This window comes from Alcanivorax sp. DG881, from assembly GCF_000155615.1.
Lineage (GTDB): Bacteria > Pseudomonadota > Gammaproteobacteria > Pseudomonadales > Alcanivoracaceae > Alcanivorax.
In genome coordinates, this window is record NZ_DS989915.1 from 3190930 (window position 1) to 3214178 (window position 23249).

General features: G+C 60.7%; 24 protein-coding genes. 12 read left to right on the plus strand and 12 right to left on the minus strand.

Features of this window, described 5'->3' with window-relative positions; all coding sequences use genetic code 11:
• The first annotated feature begins 1 nt into the window (after position 1).
• From mreC to ADG881_RS14505, 8 genes are all read left to right on the plus strand, one after another.
• Entirely contained in the window at positions 2–856 is an 855-nt protein-coding gene (gene mreC / locus ADG881_RS14470; protein ID WP_007150294.1) for a rod shape-determining protein MreC, read from the plus strand.
• Positions 846–1337 (plus strand): rod shape-determining protein MreD, encoded by a 492-nt coding sequence (gene mreD, locus ADG881_RS14475; protein WP_007150669.1) that lies wholly within the window; start codon positions 846–848, stop codon positions 1335–1337. The genes mreC and mreD overlap by 11 nt, the downstream gene beginning before the upstream one ends.
• Before the next feature lie 138 nt (positions 1338–1475).
• Positions 1476–2057: a nucleoside triphosphate pyrophosphatase gene (locus tag ADG881_RS14480; protein WP_007151156.1), complete on the plus strand. Its 582-nt coding sequence runs from the start codon at positions 1476–1478 to the stop codon at positions 2055–2057.
• Positions 2058–2060: 3 nt separating this feature from the next.
• Positions 2061–5882 carry a YhdP family protein gene (locus tag ADG881_RS14485; protein ID WP_039926885.1) on the plus strand — a complete coding sequence of 1274 codons (3822 nt, stop codon included), beginning with the start codon at positions 2061–2063 and terminating at the stop codon, positions 5880–5882.
• Positions 5879–6736, plus strand: a complete 858-nt coding sequence (locus ADG881_RS14490) for a carbon-nitrogen hydrolase family protein (RefSeq protein ID WP_007151281.1) — start codon at positions 5879–5881, stop codon at positions 6734–6736. The genes ADG881_RS14485 and ADG881_RS14490 overlap by 4 nt, the downstream gene beginning before the upstream one ends.
• A complete protein-coding gene (gene tldD, locus ADG881_RS14495; RefSeq protein WP_007149760.1) occupies positions 6723–8168 on the plus strand; it encodes a metalloprotease TldD in 1446 nt (481 codons plus the stop codon). The genes ADG881_RS14490 and tldD overlap by 14 nt, the downstream gene beginning before the upstream one ends.
• Positions 8168–8629 (plus strand): Crp/Fnr family transcriptional regulator, encoded by a 462-nt coding sequence (locus ADG881_RS14500; protein WP_007151180.1) that lies wholly within the window; start codon positions 8168–8170, stop codon positions 8627–8629. The genes tldD and ADG881_RS14500 overlap by 1 nt, the downstream gene beginning before the upstream one ends.
• A 16-nt stretch (positions 8630–8645) precedes the next feature.
• Positions 8646–10154, plus strand: coding sequence for a C13 family peptidase (locus ADG881_RS14505; protein ID WP_007149653.1), 1509 nt, complete (start codon positions 8646–8648; stop codon positions 10152–10154).
• 25 nt (positions 10155–10179) lie between these two features.
• Here ADG881_RS14505 and yjgA read toward each other — a convergent pair whose 3' ends face one another.
• A complete protein-coding gene (gene yjgA / locus ADG881_RS14510; RefSeq protein ID WP_007150158.1) occupies positions 10180–10719 on the minus strand; it encodes a ribosome biogenesis factor YjgA in 540 nt (179 codons plus the stop codon).
• A 35-nt stretch (positions 10720–10754) separates the two neighbouring features.
• Here yjgA and pmbA point away from each other — a divergent pair, with 35 nt between their 5' ends.
• On the plus strand, positions 10755–12110 hold the full coding sequence (gene pmbA / locus ADG881_RS14515) for a metalloprotease PmbA (protein WP_007150663.1): 1356 nt from the start codon (positions 10755–10757) through the stop codon (positions 12108–12110).
• Between the two features lie 57 nt (positions 12111–12167).
• Positions 12168–12914: a BPSS1780 family membrane protein gene (locus ADG881_RS14520; RefSeq protein WP_007151509.1), complete on the plus strand. Its 747-nt coding sequence runs from the start codon at positions 12168–12170 to the stop codon at positions 12912–12914.
• A gap of 436 nt (positions 12915–13350) precedes the next feature.
• Here the strand turns inward: ADG881_RS14520 and mgtE are convergent, their stop codons facing one another.
• The 11 genes from mgtE to ADG881_RS14575 form a co-directional block, all read right to left on the minus strand.
• Complete coding sequence (mgtE, locus tag ADG881_RS14525) at positions 13351–14715, minus strand: magnesium transporter (RefSeq protein WP_007148384.1); 1365 nt, start codon at positions 14713–14715, stop codon at positions 13351–13353.
• 104 nt (positions 14716–14819) lie between these two features.
• On the minus strand, positions 14820–15089 hold the full coding sequence (locus tag ADG881_RS14530; protein ID WP_007150503.1) for an HPr family phosphocarrier protein: 270 nt from the start codon (positions 15087–15089) through the stop codon (positions 14820–14822).
• A gap of 63 nt (positions 15090–15152) precedes the next feature.
• Positions 15153–16013: an RNase adapter RapZ gene (rapZ, locus tag ADG881_RS14535; protein WP_007151424.1), complete on the minus strand. Its 861-nt coding sequence runs from the start codon at positions 16011–16013 to the stop codon at positions 15153–15155.
• Between the two features lie 106 nt (positions 16014–16119).
• Positions 16120–16593 carry a PTS IIA-like nitrogen regulatory protein PtsN gene (gene ptsN / locus ADG881_RS14540; RefSeq protein ID WP_007151552.1) on the minus strand — a complete coding sequence of 158 codons (474 nt, stop codon included), beginning with the start codon at positions 16591–16593 and terminating at the stop codon, positions 16120–16122.
• A gap of 15 nt (positions 16594–16608) precedes the next feature.
• Positions 16609–16908, minus strand: coding sequence for a ribosome hibernation-promoting factor, HPF/YfiA family (hpf, locus tag ADG881_RS14545; protein ID WP_007151194.1), 300 nt, complete (start codon positions 16906–16908; stop codon positions 16609–16611).
• 39 nt (positions 16909–16947) lie between these two features.
• Complete coding sequence (locus tag ADG881_RS14550) at positions 16948–18411, minus strand: RNA polymerase factor sigma-54 (protein ID WP_007150048.1); 1464 nt, start codon at positions 18409–18411, stop codon at positions 16948–16950.
• 241 nt (positions 18412–18652) lie between these two features.
• A complete protein-coding gene (gene lptB / locus ADG881_RS14555) occupies positions 18653–19378 on the minus strand; it encodes an LPS export ABC transporter ATP-binding protein (protein WP_007151483.1) in 726 nt (241 codons plus the stop codon).
• A complete protein-coding gene (gene lptA / locus ADG881_RS14560; RefSeq protein WP_156790432.1) occupies positions 19375–19980 on the minus strand; it encodes a lipopolysaccharide transport periplasmic protein LptA in 606 nt (201 codons plus the stop codon). The genes lptB and lptA overlap by 4 nt, the downstream gene beginning before the upstream one ends.
• Positions 19955–20512: an LPS export ABC transporter periplasmic protein LptC gene (gene lptC / locus ADG881_RS14565; protein WP_007149333.1), complete on the minus strand. Its 558-nt coding sequence runs from the start codon at positions 20510–20512 to the stop codon at positions 19955–19957. Before lptC ends, lptA begins: the two co-directional genes overlap by 26 nt.
• Positions 20509–21012, minus strand: coding sequence for an HAD family hydrolase (locus tag ADG881_RS14570; protein ID WP_039926890.1), 504 nt, complete (start codon positions 21010–21012; stop codon positions 20509–20511). The genes lptC and ADG881_RS14570 overlap by 4 nt, the downstream gene beginning before the upstream one ends.
• Positions 21013–21981, minus strand: a complete 969-nt coding sequence (locus ADG881_RS14575) for a KpsF/GutQ family sugar-phosphate isomerase (RefSeq protein WP_007149484.1) — start codon at positions 21979–21981, stop codon at positions 21013–21015.
• Positions 21982–22188: 207 nt separating this feature from the next.
• Between ADG881_RS14575 and ADG881_RS14580 the strand changes: the two genes are divergently transcribed.
• Positions 22189–22845 (plus strand): phospholipid-binding protein MlaC, encoded by a 657-nt coding sequence (locus tag ADG881_RS14580; RefSeq protein WP_007148902.1) that lies wholly within the window; start codon positions 22189–22191, stop codon positions 22843–22845.
• 127 nt (positions 22846–22972) lie between these two features.
• Positions 22973–23227 carry a BolA family protein gene (locus tag ADG881_RS14585; protein ID WP_007151304.1) on the plus strand — a complete coding sequence of 85 codons (255 nt, stop codon included), beginning with the start codon at positions 22973–22975 and terminating at the stop codon, positions 23225–23227.
• Positions 23228–23249: the final 22 nt, after the last annotated feature.

Genomic DNA, 23249 nt, shown 5'->3' on the forward strand with positions numbered 1-23249 from the left:
CATGGTGGCCCCGGCCAAACCCTCCTACCGACTCATTATCGCGTTGGTCCTGGCTGTCGTCATGATGGTGCTGGACCAGCGTACCCCCTGGGCTGCGCCCGTGCGCCATGCACTGGGCTACCTGACGGCGCCCATTCATTATCTTGCCCACTTGCCGGTGGACAGTGGTGAGTGGCTGTCCGAACAGACCCAAAGTCGCGGCACCCTGCTTGACGAAAACCGCCGCTTGCAACGCCAGGCGTTGATTCTGGAGCAGAAGGTGCAGCGTCTGGCCGTGCTGGAAGCCGAGAATGTGCGGTTGCGTGAGCTGCTCAATTCCTCGGCGGATCTGGATGCCAATGTGCTGGTGGCGGAAATCATCGGTGTGGACCCTGATCCTAACCGGCAGGAAATCGTTATCAACAAAGGGGCGGGAGACAATGTTTCCCGGGGGCAGGCGGTGCTCGATTCCCAGGGCCTGATTGGCCAGGTGGTGGATGCCGGCCCGCTCAGTTCCCGGGTGTTGCTGATCACCGATGCCAGCCACGCCATGAGCGTGCAGGTAAACCGTAATGGGGTGCGCGCCGTATTGGCCGGGGTGGGGCAATCCAGCGGTTTGAAATTGTTGTATGTGCCCGACACGGCAGATATCCAGGAAGGCGATCTGCTGGTCAGCACGGGGCTCGGCCAGCTATACCCCCGCGGCTATCCGGTGGCCAGCGTCACCTCGGTGAATCATCAGGCGGGCACCCCCTTCGCGCATATTGCTGCTCGCCCCACTGCGCAGCTGGATCGTGCCAGCCATGTGTTGCTGGTGCAGCCCACGCAAACCCCGGTACGTGCGCCCACCCCTGCGGAGGCCGACAATGATCAGTGATCGTCCCGCCGGCACCGGCGTTATCATCGTCACCCTGTTGCTGGCGGCACTGCTGGAAGTGATCCCGCTGCCGGCGAGCATTGATTGGGTGCGCCCGGAATGGATGCTGTTGGTGCTGGTGTACTGGGTGCTGTCCCTGCCGCATCGCATTGGTGTGTTGTGGGGCTTTTTTGTGGGGCTCTATCACGACGTGCTGGTGGGCACCACGCTGGGGCAGTGGGGGCTGGCCACGGCGCTGGGCGCCTTCGTGATGCTGGCGGCTTACAAGCGTATGCGCGTATTCACCGCGCTACAGCAGTGTGCGGTGGTCTTCCTGCTGGTGGGCACGGTGAGCCTGCTGGCGTTTCTGGTGCAGGAATCCGTGGGACGTACCCTGTACCCGCCTTACACCATTCTCTACTCTTCTGTGACCAGCGCGCTGTTGTGGCGTCCGGTATGTGCGGCGTTACGCTGGGTTCAGTTGCGATTTCTAGTACGATAAAAGCGTCGTTCGCAGTTGATAATTGATCGTTGACAGCGAAACCCCGGATTACTTTGGGCGCGGCTTCAATTTTTCAGTTCTCGGCATCACTGGGTCGCGCAGCTATCAATTGTCCATTATCAACTAGCAACTAATTCTATGATTCTTTACCTTGCCTCCGGCTCTCCCCGCCGGGCGGAATTGCTCCAGCAGATTGCCGTTCCCTTTACGGTGTTGCCCGCTCCGGCCATCGATGAAACGCCCCGTCCCGGTGAGGTGCCGCTGGACTATGTGCAGCGTATGGCCAGCGAAAAGGCGGCCGTGGGTCTGACCCGCATGCCGTTGCCGGGTGCTGTACTGGGTGCAGATACGGCGGTGGTGTTGGGGGAGCGTATTCTGGGCAAGCCTGCCGATGATGCCGATGCCCTGGCGATGCTGGCGCAGCTGAGCGGACAGTCCCATCAGGTCATCTCGGCGGTTTGTCTTTGCCTTGAGGGTCGGCAAGCCGTGCGCCATTCGGTGACTACCGTGCACTTCCGGCCACTGGATTCCGCGCGCCTGCAGGCCTATGTGGCCACAGGTGAAGGACGCGACAAGGCGGGCAGTTACGGCATTCAGGGGCTGGGCGGCGCACTGGTGGCATCGTTGTCTGGCAGTTACAGTGGAGTGGTTGGCCTGCCCCTGGAGCAAACGGTGGCGTTGCTTGAATGGGCCGACATTCCTTACTGGCAAGTCGACTGACTTATGGCATCGACCCACACTTCACGCTGGCGCCGACTGCTTCCTTCCCTGTGGTGGGCAGCCGCGATCATTTTATTGCTGATGGCTGCCTATGTGGTGGTAGGCCGTCAGCTGATGTTGCTGGTGCCGGATTACCGTGAGCGCCTTGAGCATCTCTTCGAAGAACGCATTCAGACCCCGCTGACCATCGCCGAATTGAACGGCACCATGTCCGGCCTGGTGCCCCAGTTCGTGGCCCGCCAGATTCGCCTGCCCGCCCCGGAAGGGGAGTCGCCATTGGTGCTGGATGAAGTGGTGCTCAGCATTGATGTGTTTCGCTCCCTGTGGCACCGGGACCTGGTGCTTGAGGAATTCAGTGTGCGCGGGGTGGATTTGAATCTGGTGCGCGGTGAAGACGGCAAGATTCGTCTGCGTGGCCTGGATGTGCTCGGCCAGAGTGACCCTGAATCCCGGCCGCCGCTGGAGCGTATCCTCAAGTTGTTTTACCGCCAGCAATTGTTGTCGATCAGCGATGCCCGCTTGTCCCTGGAATGGCCGGGCATGCCACCGCTGGCGGCATCGCAGCTGGATGCCACCATGACCAACACGGGTGGCGAACACCGGCTGGCGGTGCGTGTGGAAGCCCGGGACCGGCCTCTTTCCCTGCTGGCAAAAATACACCTGCACGATGATGCCTACGCGCTGGATGAGGTGGATGCGGATATCTATACCCGCTTCGAGGGCAAGCGCCTGCACGAATGGTTGCCCGATATAGACAAAATGCCGTTGGACCTTGGCTCGCTGGATGCCTCCGTGGCGCTGTGGGGCACCCTGGAAGGCGGTGAGCCGATCAGCGGCCAGCTGCAGGTTGATGTGCCCACGTTGACGCTTACCGAGGCAGATACGGCCTGGCCGTTAACCGGTTTGTCCCTGCGCGCATCGCTGCTGCGTGAGGATGATGAGGCCACCCTGTCGTTGTCCAATCTGTCCGGCAAGACACCCTCCGGCCCGCTCACGCTGGGTGACATGGCGTTGCGCTGGGAGGCCCGGGGCGAACTGCGCCAGTGGCAGCTGCGCGCCAATGAACTGCCCGTGCATGCCATCAGCCAGCAATTCCAGAGCTGGCCATTCAGCCTGCCGGCGCCCGCCGACAAAGTGCGTCAGCAATTGTCGGTGTTGTCCCCGCGCGGTGTGGTGGAGGGGGTGTACCTGAGTGGCCACGCGCGGGATCTGGAGCAGTTTCAGGTGCGCTTTGCCGGCCTGGCCAGCCAGGCGGACGACCGAATTCCCGGCGTCAAAGGTCTGAACGGGTGGATTGCAGGGTCGCCGGATGCGGGGCTGGCGCATCTGTACAGCGATGATCTGGCGCTGCGTCTGCCGCGCCTGTATGACCACGAACTGGGTGGACAGATGGCCGGGGTGTTTGGCTGGCAGCGCCAGGGCGATGCGCTCACGGTGCGCTCCAGCCGCCTGCGCGTGGTAAACCCGGATGCCCACGGTGAGGCCATGGTTGCGGTGACCGTGCGCCCGGAGCAGGTGCCCGAGCTGCGTCTGGCGGCAGAGATTTACGATGGCAACGGTGCCCGTGCCAACCACTACATTCCGCTGAAGCGGTTGCCCGATGGCCTGTCCGGCTGGCTGGGACAGGCCATCGGCGATGGTCATTTGCAGCGGGGCCAGCTGCTCTATCAAGGGCCGGTGAAAATCGATAAAAGCCGGCAGCAGGACCGGACTTTCCAGATGCGTTATCAGGGCGAGGACGTGCGCCTGTCGTTTCTGCCTGACTGGCCGCAGGCCACTGGGGTTAACGCGGATGTGTGGATTAATGGCCGGGAAGTGCAGGGGGTGGCCAGCAGGGGAAATTTGCTCAATAGCCAGGTGGCGGATGTGCACGTGGACGTGCCGGCGTTTGATGATGAGACCGGCCCCCGCGTGATTGTCACCGGTAAGGTTCACGGCCCGCTCAGTGACCTGGATACGGTGTTTCAGGACACCCCGCTGACAGAACAGTTGCCCGACGAGGTGAAAGACTGGCGCTATCAGTCCGGCACCATGGGGGGGCAGCTGACGTTGAATATCCCGCTCAAGAAAGGTGAAGGCGCGCCCATGGTGATCGTGGATGCGTCCGTGGCCGATGGCCGGGTGGAAAATACGGAACGCAACCTGCTGCTGACTGAGGTGCAGGCGCCGGTGTATTTCCATCTGCGCGACGGGTTGCAGATGTCGCAGCTCAGCGCCTCCACGCTGGGTGGCAAGGTGACCGGCAAATGGACCACCGACGCGGGCAAGAGCACCCTCGCCCTGGAGGGGGCGGTGCCAGTGAAGTCGGTGCGTGAGTGGCTGGGTTTCAACTGGTTGGCCCCGGCCAGTGGTTCGTTGCCGTTGGCGCTGACCATTCAGGTGCCCTGGCAGGGCACGCCCTTTGCCCTGCACGCGACCTCCTCCCTCAAGGGCGTGACAGTGAAGGCGCCAGCGCCTCTGGGCAAAAGTGCGGCGCAGACCCGGGCGCTGACGCTGGACCTTACCGGCAATGGCCAGCGACTGGGGCTGCAGTATGGCGATGTCGTGCGCGGCGCCTTTGCGTTGGGTGAAACGGTGCGGGGCGACCTTCGATTGGGGGCTGGGACGCCGCGCATTCCCGCGTCTGGCATCGATGTGCATGGGCGCCTGGCCCGCGCCAGCGTGGAACCCTGGATCGATTTTGTCAGCGACCAGCTGGCGCCGGCCATGGAGAGCAATGCGTCGGATGGTGGCGGTAATGGCGGCCAGCAAGGCGGGCTGAACAAGGTAAATGTGCAGGTAGCCACGCTGGATTTGTTCGGCGTGGATGTGCCCGGAGCGAGCCTGTCGGTGCTGCCCCGCGGCAAAGGTTGGGACCTGGCCCTGAGCAGTCCGTCCGTGGCCGGGTCCATGACTATTCCAGAAGGGTTTTCGGCCCGGGGAGACGCGCCCCTGAATTTATCCGTATCGCGGATGAATCTGACCTTGCCGGAAAGTGCGGATCCGAAATCCGGGGCGCCGCTGTCGCCGATGAGTCTGCCTGCCGTGGATGCCCGCCTGGCCAACCTGCGTATCAACGGTGAAGACTTCGGTGAATGGCAGGCGGACCTGCGTCCCACGGCGCAAGGGGTGCGCATCAACAATCTGCAGGGCCGCTGGCGGGCCAGCCGGATACAGGGCACGGTGGACTGGACAGAAGACAGCGGCAATCAGTACACCCGCTTCAATGGATCGCTGGCGTCCGATAATCTGGGGCGTTCCCTGAGTGCCTGGGGGCTGCCGGAAATGATTGAATCCGATGACGCCAGTGCCAAGGTGTCGCTGGGCTGGCCGCAGTGGCCGCTGGCGCCGGATTACCTTGCTCTGGATGGTCAGGCGCGGGTGGATATCGGTGAATGCCGGATTCCCGATACCGACACCAAGACCTCGTTTTTGCGGCTTTTGGGTATCCTCAATCTGGGCACCATTCAGCGCCGATTGCGGCTGGATTTCTCCGACCTGTACAAGAAGGGGCTGAGTTGCGACAGCATCAGCGGGGACTTCGCCATCGACGGCCCCCAGGTGTCCACCAGCAATCTGGCCATTGATTCACCCTCGGCCGCCATTCGTGTGAAAGGGGCCATCGACCTTGAAAAAGAAACCCTGAACCATCAGATGGAAGTCACGTTACCCCTGTCCAGCAACCTGTATGCCGGGTGTCTGGCCGGGCCTGCCGCCTGTGCCGGTATCTTTGTGGTGGAGCGCATCTGGGGCGATAAACTGGACAAGACTGCGACCATGGAATATCGCGTGAGCGGCAGTTGGTCGAACCCGAAAGTGTCTGAAACCGAAGGGATTTTCGAATGACGGTGCCTAACGCAGCGGCACAGGTTGCCGCAATACAGATGACCAGCGGTAAAACGCCGCAGGCCAACCTGGAGCTGGCTGCCGAGCTGTTGCAGGCGGCCCGGGACAAGGGCGCCAGCCTGGCGGTGTTGCCGGAAAATTTTGCGGGCTACGGCGGTGATTACCGGGTGCTGGCGGCAGAATACACCATGCTGGAGCAGTGGCTCTGTGAGCAGGCGTCCCGGCTGGGCATGGCCATCATTGGTGGTAGTGTGCCGTCGTTGCATCGCCCGGACGGTGAGCCTGTGCCCGCTCCACGGGTACGCACGCGCTCCCTGGCGGTAACGGCGGATGGCGAGATCGTTGGCCGTTATGACAAGCTGCATTTGTTTGACGCTCAGGTGCAGGACGCCCAGGGCCAATACCGGGAGTCGGATCTTTTTGAGCCCGGTGAAACCATCGTCACCGTGCCCCTGGCGGGTGTGCAGGTGGGCATGGCCATCTGCTATGACCTGCGCTTTCCGGCCCTTGCCCAGCGCCTGGTGAGTGCCGGCGCCCAGTTGTTGGTCTATCCCTCGGCGTTTACCGCCGTGACCGGTGCCGCCCATTGGGAGCTGCTGCTGCGTGCTACTGCGGTGCAGACCGGTTGTTATGTGCTGGGTGCCAACCAATGCGGACAACATGGCCCGCGTCGTGCCAGTTACGGCCACTCCATGCTGGTGTCCCCCTGGGGGGACGTGGTGGCAAGTCTGGAGAATGAGCCCGGCGCGCTTGTGGCGCCGCTGGACCTTGCTACCATGGACGAGCTTCGCCAGCGAATGCCTGTACAGCAGCATCAACGATTACGTATTGAAGGTCCTTATGACGCAAACTGATGACGCTCTTTCTATTGCCGAATCCGTGCTGTTGGCTCCGGCCAATCTGCACACCCCGCAACTGGCGTCACTGCTGAATGGCAAACTGACCGGGCAGGCGGATTACGCCGATATCTATTTTCAGCACAGCCGCCATGAGGCCTGGGTGCTGGAGGATGGCATTGTTCGTGATGCCAGTTTCAATACCGAGCGCGGCGCCGGTGTGCGTATCGTGCAGGGCGACAAGACCGGCTTTGCTTACAGCGACGACATCACTCTGGCGGCATTGCAGCAGGCCAGCGGCGCCGCGCGGGCGATTACCCGCCAGGGGCAGGATCGGCAGATCCAACTGGCCAGCCGCGCCGCAACCGCCCGTTACACCGCCATCGACCCTTTGCTGGGCTGGCCCGCCCAGGAAAAAGTCGCACTGTTGCAGCGTATTGATGCCATGGCCCGCTCCCTGGACCCGGCCATTGTCGAAGTCACCGCCAGCCTCAGTGCAGAACAGGATGTGGTGATGGTGGTGGCCAGTGACGGCACCCTGGCGGCGGATGTGCGCCCGTTGATTCGCTGCAATGTGAGTGTGATTGCCGAGCGGGCAGGCCGCCGTGAGCGGGGCAGTGCTGGCGGCGGTGGCCGCGTGGCCTATGACTGGCTGCTGCAGGAAGAGCGCATCGAAACCTGGACCCGCGAGGCGGTACGCGGTGCCTTGCTGAATCTGGAGGCCGAAGCGGCACCGGCAGGGACCATGCCGGTGGTGCTGGGCCCCGGCTGGCCCGGCGTGCTGTTGCATGAGGCGGTGGGCCATGGCCTGGAGGGGGACTTCAATCGCAAGGGAACCTCCATGTTCGCCAAGAAAATGGGCGAACTGGTGGCCTCGCCACTGTGCTCGGTTGTGGATGACGGCACCCTGATGGATCGCCGGGGTTCCCTGAGTGTGGACGACGAAGGTACGCCTTCTGCCTGCAATACCCTGATCGAGAACGGCAAGCTGGTGGGGTACATGCAGGACAAGACCAATGCGCGCCTGATGGGGGTTGCCCCCACCGGCAATGGTCGCCGTGAATCCTATGCGCACCTGCCCATGCCACGTATGACCAATACCTACATGCTGCCGGGCGAGAGCGATCCGCAGGATATTATTGCCAGCCTGGATCGTGGCATCTATGCGGTGAACTTTGCCGGCGGCCAGGTCGACATCACGTCTGGCCGTTTTGTCTTTTCTACCAGCGAAGCGTACCTGGTGGAGAAGGGCAAGATTGTCTGTCCGGTAAAAGGTGCCACCCTGATTGGCAGCGGCGCGGAAGTCATGCGTGGCATTTCCATGGTGGGTAATGACCTGGCGCTGGATTCGGGCATCGGCGTGTGTGGCAAGGATGGCCAATCCGTGCCGGTGGGCGTGGGCCAGCCGACCCTGCGCGTGGATGCGCTCACCGTGGGAGGCACCGCCTGATGTCCCAGGTTCTGGATATTCTGTCGCGCATGCGCCTGTTTGCCGGCCTCAGTGATGAGGAGCTGGCGGTGCTGGAAAAGCTGGTGTTCGTGAACCGGGTGCCGGTGGGCGACGTGGTCTGCCGGGAAGGCGACCGCAGTGATTTTGTCTGCTTTGTGGTGCGCGGTTGCCTGGATATCGTCAAGGATAATGACGGCGGTGGCGAAGTCGTGATTGCGCATCTGCGCCCTGGTGATTCCATGGGCGAAATGGCGCTGGTGGACCACGAGCCCCGTTCGGCAACCGTGCGCGCTGCGGAAGACGCTACCCTGATTGTGCTGACCCGCAAGGGTATCGAGCAGTTGCGAAAACGCAGCCCCCATGCGGTGAGTCTGGTGATGGAAAATATCGCCCGCCTGTTATGCACTCACCTGCGCCGTACCTCGTCCCAGCTGGCTCAGTTCAAGCTGCCAGTGGGCTAATGAAAGCCTGTCGCTTATGAGAAACCTGTGTCTGTTGGTATTGCTGGGACTGCTGTCTGGCTGTGAGCCGGTGCAATTGCCGGCGGATGTGCGCATGCCTGATGGCGCCGTGTATGACGGCGACACAGAAGATAACCTGTTCCACGGTCAGGGGAGCCTGACCTGGCCGGACGGTCGGCATTACGAGGGAGAATTCCAGGAAGGCTTGATGACCGGTGAGGGGCGCCTGGAAGGCCGGGATGGTTGTGTGCAGGAAGGCCACTTTGTGAATGGTGTCCTCAATGGTGAAGGGAGTTATACCTGCCCGGATGCGTCCTATCAGGGGCAGTTCACCAATGGGGAGCTGACCAAAGGCTCGGTGGCGTATCTGGACGATAATTCCTATCAGGGGGAATTCCGTGATTTTCAACCGCACGGACAAGGGCTCTGGGTCACCGCATCAGCAGAACAGTTTGAAGGCACCTTTGCCGAGGGTTACATGGTCAAGGGGACTTACCGTAACGAAGAGGGTTACCACTATCAGGGCGAGTTCGATTTCTTCACCTTTGAAGGCAAAGGGGAGTTGACCCGTCCGGACGGCGTGGTGATCCGCGCCACGTTTGAAAACGGCCACGCGGAAGGCCCGGGGACGCGCACGCGGCCCCGTGATGAGGGCGAGCCCGTGGTGGAAAAGGGCTTTTTTGTACGGGGCGATTACTACCCCAGTGAAAAAGCCTGGCGACAGCGCAAGCAGCAGCAGGCGGCGGCCATGGAGGCGCGGCTGTATACCGAATCCAGCCGATTGCAGTCGGTATTGTCCTCGTTGGCACCCCAGCGACCCGGTGTGCGCGATGTCTATTTGCTGGTAGTCGGCGGTGATGGCACCGAAGCGGTGTTTGCCCGTGAGGTGGACTGGGTGGCTGAACGGTTGGGCTCGGTGTTTGATTTGAAGCGCCGCCATGTACGCCTGATCAATGGTGGCAGCGATGAGTTGCCGCTGGCCACCCGTACCAGTGTGCAGGAAAGTCTCAAGGCGCTGGATGCCTTGCTGGACCCTGAGGAAGATTTATTGCTGGTGCATTTTGTCAGCCATGGCTCTCCCGACGGTGATCTGCTGCTGGATGACAAAAGCCTGAAGCTCAACAACCTCACCGTGGCCGATGGCAAGCAATGGTTGAATGGATTGTCTGCCCGGCATCAGTGGGTGATTGTGTCGGCCTGTTATTCGGGCAAGTGGGTGGAAGGCCTGGCGACGCCGGAGCGAGTGGTGTTTTCCTCTGCGGCGGCAGATCGCACCTCGTTCGGTTGTGGCGATGATTCCGAACGGACCTGGTTCAGCAAGGCGTTGTATGGCGAGGTGATGGCCGCCGGGGTCAATGATCCGCAAGCCTGGTTCGAAGCAGCCAACGAAAAAGTGTCGCTGATGGAGAAAGAACAGGGCATCGAGGGTGACGCCCATTCGCAGCCACAGAAATCCGTGGGCGGGCGTTTTTTACGCTGGTGGCAAGCGGATAAAGCCGCCCTGGTGGTTCCGGGACGGCCTTGATATGGCTTTGGGCAACGCGCCGATGTCAGTACAGCGGTGCCGTCTTGTCCAGCTGGTTCAGGTAATTGATTAGCTTGCGGCGCTCGCGTTTGAATTTTTCCTTTTCCGCGGGGGGCGCGTCGGCGGGATCTTTCACCCGGGCCTTCAGTGCATTGCGCGTCAGGTTGCGCAGCTGCTGGCGGTCACCGTGGGGAAAGAATTCCAGAATTTGTTGCACGGTGTTTTCCGCATCTTTGGGCTGTTCGCAGATTACAATCTGCTCCACCCAGTTGCTGAGACGCTGCTGGCGAAACGGATCATTGAGTTGCTCCAGCGCCTGAATGATCTGTTCGCTGTTGGTTTCGCGAATGAGCCGGCCGATGTATTGGGCGTGGCGGCGGCGTGCCTCGTGGCTGGTGATGCGTGTGGCTTCAACCAGCGCGTATTGCAGATCGTCACGCAGGGGCAGGCGCTCGCGCTCCACCTGTTTCATGTCCATCAGTAACAGACCCAGCTCTTGCAAGGCATTGTCTTCGCGCTTTTGCTGGCCCTTGCTGGTGATCTGGTCGTCGCTATACTCGGTCATAACTGTTTAATACCCATCAATGGAACCGCTATTTTATGTCTGATTCCTCCCCAACGACAGCCGAACTCGACAATACGCAGTTACAACAGGCCAAAGATACGGCTGCCTGGCTGATAGAAGAGGCCAAACGGCAGGGCGCTGATGCGGCGGAAGTGGGAGTAAGCCTGTCCCAGGGCTATTCGGTCAACGTGCGGCAGGGCGAAGTGGAAACAGTGGAATTTCACCGTGACCGGGGTGTGTCGGTGACCGTGTACAAGGGGCAGCGTAAAGGTCACGCCAGTAGTTCCGATGATAACCGGGACAGTTTGCGCGCCACCCTGGCTGCTGCCACGGCTATTGCCGGTTACACCGAAGAAGACCGTTATGCGGGGCTGGCGCCAGCGGCTGATCTGGCAAGGGAAGTGACAGACCTGGACCTGTATCACCCCTGGGCCATGGATACCCAGTCTGCCATTGAGCAGGCATTGCGCTGTGAAACCGTGGCCCGTGACGATGCGCGTATCGTCAATTCCGAAGGTGCCTCCGTTAACAGCGGTGCCAGCCTGCGGGTGTATGCCACCTCGGAAGGGTTTTTGCATGGCTACCGTGGCACCCATCACAGCCGTGTGTGCAGTGTGGTGGCGGAAGATGAGGCCGGCATGCAGCGCGATTACTGGTATGACGGTGGGCGTGTGGGAGATCGTCTGGCGTCTGCCGAAGCCGTGGGGGAGCAGGCCCGTGAGCGCGCCCTGGCCCGGTTGGGTGCTGAGGTGCCGGAAACCGGTGAGCTGCCGGTGATCTTCGCCCCGGAAGTGGCGTCGGGTCTGTTGGGACATTTGGTTTCTGCGATCAGCGGCGGAGCACTGTATCGCCGTAGCTCTTTTCTGCAGGACTGCCTGGGCAAGGCGGTGTTACCGGCCGGGTTTCAGCTCACGGAAAATCCGCACCTGGCAGCGGGCAACGCGTCGGCGCCTTTCGATGGTGACGGCTTGCCCACCCGGGCTCAGGCGTTTGTGGAAGACGGTGTGCTGAAACAGTATGCGCTGGGCCTGTACGCCAGCCGGCGTTTGGAGATGGCGCCCACCGGCAATGGTGGCGGTGTTCGCAATGTGCGTATTACTGATACCGGTGATTCGCTGGCGGAGCTGATGGCCAAGGTGCCGAAGGGGATTCTGATCACTGAGGTCATGGGGCAGGGCATCAATTTGGTCACCGGAGATTACTCCCGGGGAGCAAGCGGTTTCTGGTTTGAGAACGGTGTCATACAAGGTGCCTTGCAAGAGTTTACTATTGCCGGTCACCTGGGGGAGATGCTGCTGGGGATTCAGGGTAGTGGCACGGATGTGGATTACCGCGGGAATATTGCCTGTGGGTCCCTGCTGTTGTCGCCCATTAAGATTGCCGGCCGGTAATGGCCTCCGGTGTGATTCGATTATTTTTTTGACTTGGGAAAGGGAAGGAACCAGCTAATGAGTGATATGAATCCGTATCAACAGCCGCAATCGGATGTGGCCAATGCGGCGCCAGCCAGCGCCAATGAGTTCACCATCATCGCGCCACGCAAAATTAGCGTGGGTGATGCCATGGGCTGGATTGGCAAAGGCCATGGCATGCTCAGCGGGCATTGGGGTGTGGTATTGGGCGCGCTGGTAGTGACTGTGCTGATCACTTCTGCCTTGCAGATCATTCCGCTTCTGGGTGCGATTGCCCAGATACTGCTGACACCGCTGCTGTACGCGGGCATTGTGAAAATCTTTCATCGTATCGATACGGAAAACCGTTCTGATTTCTCGGATCTGTTCGCCGGGTTTTCTGACCGTACCAGTCCACTGATCATGACCGCAGTGGCGCAGTTGGTGGTGCTGTTGGTGGCGGGCGTCGTATTGGGTGGCCTGTTTTTCCTGCTCGGCCGTGACGGCGGTACTGCGGCCATCGTGGTGCTTGGCCTGTTGGCCACGGTAGCCATGTTTGTCTTCATGTTCCTGTTTTACTTCGTCGTGCCGCTGATCTTTCTGGGGCAAAAAGGGGTGGTCGACGCCATGAAGCTGAGCCTGGATGCCTGCCTGAAAAATATTATTCCCTTCATCGTTTATACCCTGGTGATCTCCCTGATCCTGGTGGTAGCAGCGATTCCGCTCCTGTTGGGGTGGTTGTTCGTGATGCCGATTCTGGCCGGTGCCTACTACGTATCGTTCAAGCAGCTGTTTGTGGAATAAGCGCGACGGGCAATGATGCAGTGATAAAAAAAGGCGCCGGGTACGGCGCCTTTTTTTATGGTTCTTCGCGGACTGGAGTGAAGAACACGCTTCTCAACGTTTAATTGGGTTATCGCGAATGCCCGGCACTTTGCCAAACGCTTGACGCCGAATGCCTGACGTAAAACCCCTGGCCTGAGCGGCTGTCGTTATTGTGGGGGTTTCAGGGCCATCATTAAGGTCGTAATCGGGTAATGCATTTTGCGCAGAGAGCATCGCGGCCAAGGTGTTCAGGTTTTGAATGCAAGCGTCCGTCGTCTGGCATCTGGCGTCCAGCGGCTAGCCAAGGCGGGATAATGAGACAAGTTCTGAAGCCGGCTGATTACTCAATTCCGCGATGAACCTTTTTTATGCCGCGCTGCGGCAGCAGCATGCTGCAAGTTATCACCATCGCGGCTCAGGTGAGGAGGTGTGCATACAGCACCGTGGCCAGGCCGAGGAAGGCAAAGAAGCCGACAATATCGGTAATGGTGGTCAGCACCACGGACCCGGCCAGGGCCGGATCGATGCCGAGACGTTTCATGGTGATAGGTAGCAGAGCACCGGCGCTGGCGGCCATCACCAGGTTGATCACCATGGCGGCGGCGATGACCAGTCCGAGGTTGGGGTCGTTGAACCACAGCCCGGCGGTAATGCCGATCACGGTTGCCCATAGCAGGCCATTGATCGCACCCACGGACAGTTCCTTGAACAGTAGGTAGCGGGTGTTGTTGGACTGGATCTGGCCCAGCGCCATGGCGCGGATCACCAGGGTCAGTGTCTGGCTGCCGGCGATACCGCCCATGCTGGCCACGATGGGCATCAGGATGGCCAGCGCCACGACTTTTTCCAGGGTGGCTTCAAACAGGCCGATGACGGCCGAGGCGGCGAGCGCGGTCAGCAGGTTGATGCCCAGCCACAGGGCCCGGCGGCGAGCGGTTTGCCACACGGAGCCGAAGGTATCTTCGTCTTCATCCAGACCGGCCATGCTCATCAGTGAGTGATCCGCTTCTTCGCGGATTACGTCAACCACGTCATCAATGGTGATCCGGCCCACCAGCATGCCGTCTTCATCCACCACCGGGGCGGTTACCAAATCGTGGCGTTCGAAGATCTTTGCCACTTCGTGGGCGGGCAGGGTGGCAGTAATGGATTCCGTGTCGGTGATCATGGCTTCGCGCACGGTGGTGCCCGGGTCGCTGATCAGTACCTTGGTCAGTGGCAGCAGGCCGATGAACTGGTTTTTCCGGTTCACTACGGCCAGGTTATCCGTGGTGCGAGGAATTTCGCCGCGGCGACGCAGGTAGCGTTGAACAACTTCGAAGGTGATCTCCGGGCGCACGGTGATCACGTCCGTATTCATCAGGCCGCCGGCGGTGTCTTCCGGGTAGCTGAGCACATGCTCCAGCCGTTCGCGGTTCTGTTCGTCCAGGCTGGCCATCACCTGGGAGGTGACATGGTCCGGCAGCTCTTGCAGCAAATCCGCCAGGTCATCCGTGTCCAGTTCTTCGACCAGCGAGACCAGTTCGTCGGTGGACAGGTTACGCAGCAGTTCGACCCGGACCTCTTCGCCCAGGTATTGCAGGACTTCGGATTCCTGGTCTTTATGCAGCAACTGCCAGAGAATTTCCCGTTCCCGTGGCGGGGAGGATTCCAGTAAATGCGCCGCTTCCGCGCCGGGCAAATTGTTGATCAGCTGACGTACCTGGGTATAGGTACCGCTGGCCAGGGCGCGGTTAATGGCTTTTAAATGCTGTTGGCTACGGCTGCTATCAGCGGGCATGGCTCCTCCTTGCTGGAAGAGAGTTTACACGAGGCGGTGTGAAGGCCGAAGCGTCGCCGGTGGGATGGCGGTAAAGAGTGGTAAATTTCCCGGTGATTAGAAGGCTACTCGCCTTCGTCGAAACAGCGGGCGAACAGGTCTTCCAATTCGTCCATGGCGTGTTGTTCGTCTTCCCCTTCCACCTGAAAAGTGACGCTACTGCCTTTCGCTGCGCCAAGCATGAGCAGGCCCATGATGCTTTTTGCGTCGATGGTCTGGCTCTTGTGCAGGACCAGAATGCGGCTGTCGTAGCGGGAGGCCACGCTGACCACTTTGGCGGCCGCGCGGGCATGCAGGCCGAGTTTGTTGATTACGTCGAGCTTCTTTTCAATCATCGGGTGTCTTGTGGTCAGAAGTGATCTGAAAGGGAAAAGGCCGGGTGTCAGGTCATGGCCGCGTTATTGCTCTCTGGGCAGTTCCCGGTGGCGAACCTGAAGGGCAATGCCTTTGGCGCGCAGAGTCCATGCCAGCTGTTCGGTGATAAAGACTGAGCGATGGCGCCCGCCGGTACAGCCGATGGCGACTGTCACGTAGCTGCGATCGCTGTGGGCAAACGCCGGTAACCAGCGCGCCACGAAATCGCCGATGTCCTTGAGCATGTCGTGACTGGCCTGATGCTGGCTGAGGAAATCGATGATGCAGTCATCCTTGCCGGTAAAGGGGCGCAGGTCTGCATGCCAGTGCGGGTTGGGCAATACCCGTACGTCGAACACCAGGTCCGCGTCGGTGGGCAGGCCATTCTTGAAGCCGAAGGATTCCAGCTGTAGCGACAGGGCGGCTTCACGGCGAGCCACCCGTTCGCGCATCAGGTTGCGCAGGGTGTGCACGTCGTGGTTGCTACTGTCGATGACCAGATCGGCGCGCTGGCGGATGTTGGCCAGCAGTTCCCGTTCATGGCCGATGGCGTCGGCCAGTGAGCGCTCGCCGGTGCCCAGCGGGTGACGGCGACGGGTGGCGCTGAAGCGGGTCTGCAGGGTGTGGTCATCCGCGTCCAGGTAGATGATTTCACTGCCCACCTGTTGTTCGTTCAAGGCTTCAAGGATGTTGTCGAAAGCCAGTAGCTGGGCGGGGAGGTTGCGGGCATCAATGCCCACAGCGACCCGCTCAATCGGGGGCTCGCCCTCGCTGAGCTGTTTCGCCAGTGTCGGCAGCATGCCGGCGGGCAGGTTGTCGACACAATAAAATCCCTGGTCCTCCAGCGCTTGCAGCGCGGTGGTTTTCCCGGACCCGGAGCGGCCACTAATAATGGTGAGTTTCATGATTGCACCGCTGGCACGCCACACGTAGCACGCTGGCACGCAAGATCGATAGACAAGGGGGCGTTTGGGGCGTGTTGCATGATGCGTGAAAGCTTGTTGCGTTCCTTCATGATGCCAGTCGCAACTCCGCTTCGGACTCTACGGCCGTTTGATAGAGGTGTTGGTTATCGGTGCTGTGGCGCAGTTCCGCACGGTAGCTGTCGTCGTTGAACAGGGATGCCAGGTGGCTGAGTGTCTTGAGGTGCTGTTCCGGGTTGTCCTGGGGGACCAGCAATACAAACACCAGGTCCACGGGGTGCCCGTCAACGGCGTCGAAATCGATGGGGCTTTCCAGTTTCAACAACAGGCCTACTGCTTGCTGGCAATGTCCGAGCCGGCAGTGGGGAATGGCAATGCCTTCACCAATGCCTGTGGAACCCAGTTTTTCCCGGGCGACCAAAGCATCGAAGACCTCCTGTTCATTGAGGCTGTCACAGCTGGCCGCGGCCAGCTGTGCAACCTGATCCAGCAGTTGTTTCTTGCTGCTGGCCTGCACGCCATGATGGGTGCGGGCCAGAGTCAGTAGTTCGCGAACTCGCATAATTGTCGCTTTGGGTTAGTGACCGTGCTTGTGGCTGACGGCCTTTTCCTTGTGTTTGAGAATCTGGCGGTCCAGCTTGTCCGTCAGCTTGTCGATCGCTGCATACATGTCTCCGGCCTCAGCGGTGGCGAAGACATCGGCCCCGGAAATATGGATTGTGGATTCAGCTTTATGGGTTTTCGGTTCCGGAGAGAGAATGACCTGGACGCTGGTAATTTGATCGAAGTGGCGCTCCAGGCGGGAGAACTTATCACCCACATAGGCACGCAAGGCATCGGTAATATCCAGGTGATGACCGCTGATATTAATTTGCATGGCTGGCTCCTTTACCTGTTTGGGATCCGTCCTGGCGCCCTACACCAAACGCTTGCGGGCGCTGGAAGACGGTATTCGCATCGCCTCTCTGTATTTGGCGACGGTCCGGCGCGCTACATTGATTCCCTGCTCATTCAGCAAGCTGGCCAGCTTGTTATCGCTGAGCGGCTTGCGGGGATTCTCGGCAGCGACCAGCTTCTTAATAATGGCACGAATAGCGGTGGAGGAACACTCACCGCCGCCGTCTGTTCTCACGTGACTGGAAAAGAAATATTTCAGCTCAAAGACACCGCGGGGTGTCATCATGTATTTCTGGTTGGTGACCCGACTGATGGTCGATTCGTGCATCTCAACGGCATCGGCAATATCCGCCAGAACCAGGGGTTTCATGGCCTCATCGCCATAATCGAAGAACCCCTGCTGCACATCGACAATACGGGTGGCTACCTTGAGCAGGGTGTCGTGGCGGCTCTGCAGGCTCTTGATGAACCATTTGGCTTCCTGAACGCAATTGCGCAGATATTGGCCGTCTTCGCCGCTGGTGTTGCGGGCGATGTTGGCGTATTGCTGCTGCAGGTTGACCCGGGGGAGCACGTCGTCGTTGAGGCTGACCTGCCAGCGGCCCTGATGCTGACGGACGATCACGTCGGGAACGGCGTAGTCCACCTGGGGCTCGCCGATCTGCTCGCCGGGGGCCGGGTCCAGGGTGCGTAGCAGGGACAGGGCCTCCAGCAGGACGTCTTCGCTGGTCTGCAGGGTGCGACGCAGGGCGGCGTAGTCATGTTTTTCCAGCAGGTCCAGATGAGCCAGCAGGGCGCAGGCTTCGTCGCGCAGGGCGGTATCGGCGGGCAGTTGGCGCAGTTGCACGCCCAGGCAGTCCGCCAGATCAATGCTGGCTACGCCGACGGGGTCGAATTGCTGCAGACGGTGCTGCACGGCAAGCACTTCGTCGCGCTCCAGTTCATCGCCTTCGGTGAGCAGCTCCGGCTGGGCGTTCACCATGTCGACGATGTCATCCAGGGGCACGGTGATGTAGCCGCGGTCGTCCAGGGATTCAATGATTGTCATGGCGATAATGCGGTCCACATCGCTCATGGGCGTCAGATTCAGCTGCCAGAGCAGGTGGTCCTGAAGATTGCCGGAGACCGCGTGGCGTTGCTGCCATTCGTCTGCATCGTCGGGGAGGGAGGCGGTGGCGCTGCTGGTCTGGCCGGAATAGACATCGTCCCACTCGGTTTCTGCGCCGGGTTCGTCCTGCACCAGTTCTTCCAGGGCGTCGTCACGCTCGGTGTCCAGCTCCTCGTCCTGACGTTCTTCGTCATGTTCGGGCAGGCTGTCGTCACCGAAATCGTCGGCCAGTTCCAGTAGAGGGTTGCTCTCCACGGCCTGCTGGATTTCCTGGCGCAGGTCCAGCGTGGACAGCTGCAAGAGGCGGATGGCCTGCTGCAGCTGCGGCGTCATGGTGAGCTGCTGGCCAATTTGTAGTTGTAGTGTGGGCTTCATACTGCTCGGTATTCTGCGGATCCCCAAAACACGAGAATACCAAGCTGATCACACAACAAGCAAGAATTGTGCCACTGGCCTTTGTGTGCTAGGTGAGTGACGTTGGCGGTAGATAGTGGGCCGTTGGTGGCGAGGCGAGCAGCAATGGGAGTGTGCCAGCAGGCAGCCGCGTCCAGGCATTGGGCGCGGCTGCCTTGCTTTCAGGCCGGTCCGTGCTTTCACGGCGTCGCTGGCAGTCTGTTTAGAGCCTGAAGTCGGCGCCCAGGTACACATCCCGCACCTGCTGGTTGGCGAGGATGATGTCCGCATCGCCGGAGGCAATGATGTGGCCGGCGCTGACGATATAGGCGGTGTCGCAGATATCCAGCGTTTCACGCACATTGTGGTCAGTGATCAGGACGCCAATGCCGCGGTCTTTCAGGTGGCGGATAATGCCCTTGATGTCGTTCACCGAGATCGGATCCACCCCGGCGAAGGGTTCGTCCAGCAGGATAAAGTCCGGGTCGGTGGCCAGGCCACGGGCAATCTCCGCCCGGCGCCGCTCGCCGCCGGACAGGCTCATCCCCAGCGAATCGCGAATGTGGCCGATGTGGAATTCCTTGAGCAGGCTCTCCATGCGCTCGTGGCGCTCTGCCTTGCTCAGCTCCTTGCGGGTTTCCAGAATCGCCATGATGTTCTCTTCCACCGTCAGGCGACGGAAGATGCTGGCCTCCTGGGGCAGGTAGCCAATCCCGCGCTGGGCGCGACCGTGCATGGGCAGGTGGGTGATGTCGCTGTCATTGATCTCAATGCGGCCGGCATCGGCTTCCACCAGCCCGACAATCATGTAGAAGCAGGTGGTCTTGCCGGCGCCGTTGGGGCCCAGCAGGCCGACAATCTGGCCGGCTTCCACGTCCAGGGAGACATCCTCGATGACCCGGCGGCCCTTGTAGCTTTTTGCCAGGTGGTGGGCGCGTAAGTGGCTCATGGTGTGCTGGGCTCCGCGTCGGGTGAGGCGGTGTCGTTACCGTCACCGGGGGTGTCGTTTGAGTTGCTGGTGTCTTCGTCACCGGCAGCATCGTCGTCGTTGCGGGTGGCGTTGGTCTGATTCTCGGCCGGGATCACCAGGCGAACGCGCTGGTCGCCTTCACTGCTGGCGTCCACACGTTTGGAGTCCAGGCTGTATTCCACCTTGGCGCCTTCAAATGTATTGCCCTGATGCTCGATGTAAGCGTCGCCGGTGAGGACCAGAGTGCGCGCGTTAATGTCGTATACCAGGTTTTCGGCGTGGGCATTCAGCCCCTCGCCTTCCTCCATGCGCACGGGGGAGCCGGTGGCTTCCACCCGGACCAGGTCGCCATTTTTGGTGAACAGGCGCATTTCGTCAGCAAACAGTTTGCGCTTGCCCTGAATCAGTTCCACGTTGCCCCGGTACAGGCCGCTGCCCGCATCCTGTTCGAAGCGGCCACTGTCTGCCGTGACCTGGATGGGGCCTTCCATGGGGGCGGCCTGAACGGCCAGGGGCAATGTCGCCAGCAATGCCAGTGCGGCGAGGCGGCGGGTGCTATGAAGCCGGTGCTTCAAACTCACTCTTTACTCCTTGTTTCAGGTTCAGAATGCCCTTGTCGAGATCGGCTTCCAGGGCGCCGGCACGAGTCTGGCCGGAGTCGAATGTCATTTCCACATCGCCGGGGGTGGTGGCGATATTGGTGTCGCTGTTGAAGCGCAGTTCGTCGGTGTCCAGGTTCACTTTCTGGGTGGGGTTGTCCACATTGACCTTGCCGAGAAAAGTGATCAGGTCGCCATTGTCTTCCACGGTGCCTTGCTCGCTGGTGATGGTCCAGCTGCCCTTGTCGTTCGCCATGACCAGCACCGGCGCTTCCATTTCGGTGAGGGGATTGTGGTCAAACTGCACCAGGTTGTCGGCGGTCAGGTGATATTGCAGGGTGCCGTCTTTTTCGCTGAAGGCGCGGGCGGTCACGTCGTCGGCAATAATGGCCGGCGCCATCATTACGGCGTTGTCCTGGCCGGGCAGGGTGCTGTCCCACTCGTGGAGCGTCATCAGCATGACCAGCCCCAGCATCAGAATGCCGGTGGCGCTGAGTAGTCCCTGTCGTTTCATGCCTGGCTCCGCAGGGCGAGAATGGCATCGCAGATTTCCCGTACTGCGCCTTCACCACCGCGGCGTTCGGTAACGTGATCGGCGGCGGTCTTGGCGCAGTCGTGGGCGTTGGCCGGGGCAAAGCTGAGCCGGGCCCAGAGCAGGGCGCTCACATCGGGTTCGTCGTCGCCGGCATAACCGGTTTCATGGGCGGCGATGCTCAGTGATTCAGCCAGCGCTTCCAGTGCCACCCCTTTGTCTTCGCGACCCTGGATGACATGTTCAATGCCCAGGTCTGCCGCGCGTTTGGCCACCATGGGGGAGTTGCGCCCGGTGATGATGGCCAGGGTCACGCCGCTGGCGGCCAGCTTTTTCAGACCGTGGCCGTCCAGGGTGTTGAAGACTTTCAGTTCTTCGCCCTGGGGGCCGAACAGCAGGCGGCCGTCGGTCATTACGCCGTCCACGTCAAACGCCATCAGGCGCAGGTTCTGGGCATCAACGGAGGAAAATTGCATGGGCATTTATACCACTCCTGCGCGTAGCAGGTCCTGCATGTTGAAGGCGCCGAGGGGTTTGCCTGCATCATCGCAAACCATCAGGCCGTTGATTTTGCGGGTTTCCATGATCTGCAGCGCTTCTGCCGCCAGATGGCCCTGGGCGATGGTGATCGGGTCGGTGACCATGACCTCGGCAATGGTGGCTTTGCGGATATCAATGTCACGGTCGAATATGCGGCGCAGATCCCCATCCGTAAAGATGCCGGCCAGGGTGCCGTCGTCGTGAGTGACGGCGGTCATGCCCAGGCCCTTATGGGTCATTTCCAGCAGGGCTTCGCTGAGTGACGTGTCCGCGCTGACCACGGGAAGCTGTTCGCCGGCGTGCATGATGTCATCCACTTTTAGCAGCAGGCGGCGGCCCAGGCTGCCACCGGGATGGCTGAGGGCAAAATCTTCCGGAGTGAAGCCGCGGGCTTCCAGCAGGGCGATGGCCAGGGCGTCGCCCATGGCCAGGGCGGCAGTAGTGGACGAGGTGGGCGCCAGGTTATGAGGGCAGGCCTCTTCCGCCACGGCCACGGTCAGGTGCACGTCGGAGAGTTGGGCCAGCGCGGATTGCGGCCGGCCGGTCATGCCGACCAGGCCGGTGCCTTTGCGTTTGATCACCGGGAGAATGGCCAGCACCTCGGCGGTTTCGCCGGAATTGGAGAGTGCCAGTACCACATCGTCCGGGGTAATCATGCCCAGGTCGCCATGGGAGGCTTCACCGGGATGCACAAAGAAAGAGGGGGTGCCGGTGCTGGCCAGGGTGGCCGCCAGTTTGCTGCCCACATGCCCGCTCTTACCCATGCCGGTGACGATCACGCGGCCTTTGGCATTCAGCATCAGATCGCAGGCAGCAGAAAAGCTGGCGTCCAGGCTGTCTTTAAGGGCATCCACGGCCCGGGCTTCGATATCCAGTACCCGTTGACCGACGCTGATATGGTCGTGACTCATGCGTTCTCCTTGGCGTTGGCGGCGATTATACACCGGTTGCCCCCTTCACGTTGACCCGTAATCGGTAACCCGGCCTTCCGCGCGGGAACCGTATCGAACTCTGTGACTCCAATAAAACAATCAAGGTTCACGATGTTGCCGCTGTTGATGACTGGACAGGGGGTAAAGAACACCGTAAAACCGCCGGAGACTAACAGGGAGTAATCTATGCATTTGCAACGGTATATTCGAACGTGGCTGCACGCCGGCCTGGTGCTGCTGCTGGCAGGCATGGCCACATTGGCCCATGCCGAGAGTGACCCGCGCCAGGTGGTGTCGGACGCCGTGGAGCGCATGACATCCCGCATCGAGGCGGAGCGCGAGGCGCTCAAGGCGGATCCGGACAAGGCCAAGGCGCTGGTCCGTGAAGAGCTGGCTGACCTGGTGGATTTCAAGCGCATCACTCGCATGGTCATGGGCGACTACTTTGGCCCGTCCAGCAAGGAGCAGAAATACCGTTTTCTGGATGTGTTCAAAAACAGCCTGATCAACACCTATGCCTCCGGCATTACCCTGTATGACGGACAGAAAATCGAAACCCTGCCCATGCAGGAGGGTGACCGTAAAGGCGACTATGCACGGGTGCGCATGGAGGTAAAAACCAACTCCGGGCAAGTGGTGCCGATCTACTACACCCTGTTCCTGCGTGATGATCAGTGGAAAGTGATCAATGTGTATGTGAATGGCCTGGATCTGCGCGATACCTTCAAGAGCCAGTTCGCTCAGGGGATGCAGCAGTACAACGATATCGACAAGGTGATCGATAACTGGTCTGCGGATGCCAAGATCGATGCCGGCATCGACGAGGCCAAACAGGGCGAGTGAACCCGCCTGCCGTGGTAAGGGGCAGCGTGCTCGCGTATTATTACGCCCTTGATGACGATTTGATGGAGCGGCTGCAGGCCGCTCCAGTGCTGTTTGGGCCTGACCAAGGCCCTGATGAGGAGCAAAGATGAATCCGGAAGAAGTTCAGGCATTGGTTGATGCCGGTTTTGACAATGCCGATGTGGCAGTGGAAGGCGGCGGTGACCGGTTCCAGATTCGTGTGGTGTCAGAGGCCTTTGCCGGCCTGATGCCGGTGAAACGCCAGCAGCTGGTGTATGCCACCATCGACGAGCAGATCAAAAGCAACACCATCCATGCCGTGCAGATTATTGCCTTTACTCCGGCGGAGTGGGAAAAAGCCCAGAATCAGGGCCTGTCCTGACCCCGGCCCCAGGCCGAAATCG

Excerpts from the sequence above, each read along its gene's own strand:
- mreC (WP_007150294.1), top strand. The coding sequence starts at position 2 with ATGGTGGCCCCGGCCAAACCCTCCTACCGACTCATTATCGCGTTGGTC.
- mreD (WP_007150669.1), top strand. The coding sequence starts at position 846 with ATGATCAGTGATCGTCCCGCCGGCACCGGCGTTATCATCGTCACCCTG.
- ADG881_RS14480 (WP_007151156.1), top strand. The coding sequence starts at position 1,476 with ATGATTCTTTACCTTGCCTCCGGCTCTCCCCGCCGGGCGGAATTGCTC.
- ADG881_RS14485 (WP_039926885.1), top strand. The coding sequence starts at position 2,061 with ATGGCATCGACCCACACTTCACGCTGGCGCCGACTGCTTCCTTCCCTG.
- ADG881_RS14490 (WP_007151281.1), top strand. The coding sequence starts at position 5,879 with ATGACGGTGCCTAACGCAGCGGCACAGGTTGCCGCAATACAGATGACC.
- tldD (WP_007149760.1), top strand. The coding sequence starts at position 6,723 with ATGACGCAAACTGATGACGCTCTTTCTATTGCCGAATCCGTGCTGTTG.
- ADG881_RS14500 (WP_007151180.1), top strand. The coding sequence starts at position 8,168 with ATGTCCCAGGTTCTGGATATTCTGTCGCGCATGCGCCTGTTTGCCGGC.
- ADG881_RS14505 (WP_007149653.1), top strand. The coding sequence starts at position 8,646 with ATGAGAAACCTGTGTCTGTTGGTATTGCTGGGACTGCTGTCTGGCTGT.
- yjgA (WP_007150158.1), bottom strand. The coding sequence starts at position 10,719 with ATGACCGAGTATAGCGACGACCAGATCACCAGCAAGGGCCAGCAAAAG.
- pmbA (WP_007150663.1), top strand. The coding sequence starts at position 10,755 with ATGTCTGATTCCTCCCCAACGACAGCCGAACTCGACAATACGCAGTTA.
- ADG881_RS14520 (WP_007151509.1), top strand. The coding sequence starts at position 12,168 with ATGAGTGATATGAATCCGTATCAACAGCCGCAATCGGATGTGGCCAAT.
- mgtE (WP_007148384.1), bottom strand. The coding sequence starts at position 14,715 with ATGCCCGCTGATAGCAGCCGTAGCCAACAGCATTTAAAAGCCATTAAC.
- ADG881_RS14530 (WP_007150503.1), bottom strand. The coding sequence starts at position 15,089 with ATGATTGAAAAGAAGCTCGACGTAATCAACAAACTCGGCCTGCATGCC.
- rapZ (WP_007151424.1), bottom strand. The coding sequence starts at position 16,013 with ATGAAACTCACCATTATTAGTGGCCGCTCCGGGTCCGGGAAAACCACC.
- ptsN (WP_007151552.1), bottom strand. The coding sequence starts at position 16,593 with ATGCGAGTTCGCGAACTACTGACTCTGGCCCGCACCCATCATGGCGTG.
- hpf (WP_007151194.1), bottom strand. The coding sequence starts at position 16,908 with ATGCAAATTAATATCAGCGGTCATCACCTGGATATTACCGATGCCTTG.
- ADG881_RS14550 (WP_007150048.1), bottom strand. The coding sequence starts at position 18,411 with ATGAAGCCCACACTACAACTACAAATTGGCCAGCAGCTCACCATGACG.
- lptB (WP_007151483.1), bottom strand. The coding sequence starts at position 19,378 with ATGAGCCACTTACGCGCCCACCACCTGGCAAAAAGCTACAAGGGCCGC.
- lptC (WP_007149333.1), bottom strand. The coding sequence starts at position 20,512 with ATGAAACGACAGGGACTACTCAGCGCCACCGGCATTCTGATGCTGGGG.
- ADG881_RS14570 (WP_039926890.1), bottom strand. The coding sequence starts at position 21,012 with ATGCCCATGCAATTTTCCTCCGTTGATGCCCAGAACCTGCGCCTGATG.
- ADG881_RS14575 (WP_007149484.1), bottom strand. The coding sequence starts at position 21,981 with ATGAGTCACGACCATATCAGCGTCGGTCAACGGGTACTGGATATCGAA.
- ADG881_RS14580 (WP_007148902.1), top strand. The coding sequence starts at position 22,189 with ATGCATTTGCAACGGTATATTCGAACGTGGCTGCACGCCGGCCTGGTG.
- ADG881_RS14585 (WP_007151304.1), top strand. The coding sequence starts at position 22,973 with ATGAATCCGGAAGAAGTTCAGGCATTGGTTGATGCCGGTTTTGACAAT.